The organism is Sphingopyxis sp. (assembly GCF_036402335.1).
In the GTDB taxonomy this organism is placed as follows: domain Bacteria; phylum Pseudomonadota; class Alphaproteobacteria; order Sphingomonadales; family Sphingomonadaceae; genus Sphingopyxis.
The window spans coordinates 1-1630 of sequence record NZ_DASWTD010000611.1; the positions used below are offsets into that span (position 1 = coordinate 1).

Consider the following 1630-nt stretch of genomic DNA (forward strand, 5'->3'; position numbering starts at 1 on the left):
TATCGCGGCGAGTCCGGCGATGCACACGCTGCGGTCCGGGCGGCGATCGCGGCCGAGGATGCCTGGCTCGAACGCTGGCTCGACCTCCCGCCCCAGACCAACGAGACCGCGCGCAGCGCCGCGGTAATGGCGGGATTGCTGGTCGCGGCGGACCGCTTCGGGCTGCCCTTCGAATTGCTCGAACTCGGGTCCAGCGCGGGGCTTAACCTCAATCTCGCGCATTACCGCTTCGATCTCGGCGGCGTCGCCGCGGGGGATCCGGCATCGTCGCTCGTTCTTGCGCCCAAATGGCACGGCCCGCCGCCGCCCGCCGCCGATGCCCGCATCCTCTCGGCGCGGGGCATCGACATGTCCCCGATCGCAATTGCCGATCCCGAGAATCGGGAAAGGCTGATCGCCTATATCTGGCCCGAACAGGCCGAGCGCGTAGCGCGGCTCGAGACCGCCATCGCGATCGCTGAAGCGTATCCTCCGAGACTGGAATGTGGCGACGCGGCGGACTGGATCGAGGCGCGGCTCGCCGAACCGCGGACGTCAGGCGTTGCGCGCATCGTCTTCCACACCATTACGTTCCAGTATTTCCCTGATTCGACGAAGGCGCGCGTCGAGCACGCGATCAGATCCGCTGGCGACGCCGCCAATGCGGAGACGCCGCTGGGTTGGCTCCGGCTCGAGGCCAATGCCGATCGCGACACCTGTGAGCTGCGGCTCACATTATGGCCGGACGGCACCGAACTCCACCTCGCCGACGCGCATCCGCACTGCGCCTGGATCAGCTGGCGGGGAAGGATCTAGGCAGGAACGCGCGCTTTCAGGAAGGCGCTGAGCGCATCGGTCACCGCGCCGGGATTCTCCCACGGCACGAAATGCCCCGAATCGACCTTCACGATCTCGAGATCGGCGCACAACGCATCGAGCCCTTCGAGCTGGCAGGGCAGCAGCGCCTTGTCGCCGGTGCCCCAGATGACCAGCACGGGCATCGCCAGCACGGGGAACGGTCCGTCGAGCCAGGCCGGGCGCTCGGGCGCCTCGTCCATTGCGGGGACGACGATCGCCGAGGCGCGGTACCAGTTGAGCATCGCGGTCATCGCGCCGGGCTGCCCCCATTGGTCGAGATAGACCGCCTTTTCATCCCCGATCTTCGCGAAATCGGTGTGCTTCAGGAAGCTCGTTTCGAAGAACTTCGCGAGCCCGATCGAATCGATGTATCTCTCCAGCCCGGGATTGCGGAACGCGCGGATATACTGGCTCGCCTCGCGTTGGGCCATGTCGTCGAACAGCGTCCTCTGGAAGATCAGCGGGTGCGGCGCGTTGACGATCACGAGCCTTGCCACGCGCTCGGGATGCCGAAGCGCCGCCATCCACGCGATCGCGCCGCCCCAGTCATGCCCGACCAGCGTGAATGTCCCGATCCCCAGCGCATCGGCGAGCGCGATCAGGTCGGCGACAGGCTTTTCGGGCGCATAGTCCGCAACCTCGGCGGGCTTGGACGAGCGCGCAAAGCCGCGCTGGTCGGGGGCCACGACGAAATAGTCGCCGGCGAGCGCGGGCATCTGGTGCCGCCAGGTGCGGTGCGATTCGGGAAAACCGTGCAGGAAGAACACCGCGTCGTCCGACGGATCGCCGCCCA

General features: G+C 67.3%; 2 protein-coding genes. One reads left to right on the forward strand and one right to left on the reverse strand.

Features of this window, described 5'->3' with window-relative positions; all coding sequences use genetic code 11:
* A partial coding sequence (locus VGD20_RS19745; RefSeq protein ID WP_331136082.1) for a DUF2332 domain-containing protein occupies nucleotides 1-795 on the forward strand: 795 nt, incomplete at its 5' end.
* Here VGD20_RS19745 and VGD20_RS19750 read toward each other — a convergent pair.
* Nucleotides 792-1630 (reverse strand): alpha/beta hydrolase (locus tag VGD20_RS19750; protein ID WP_331136083.1); only part of this gene is annotated, 839 nt, incomplete at its 5' end. The two genes, VGD20_RS19745 and VGD20_RS19750, sit on opposite strands and share 4 nt — an antisense overlap.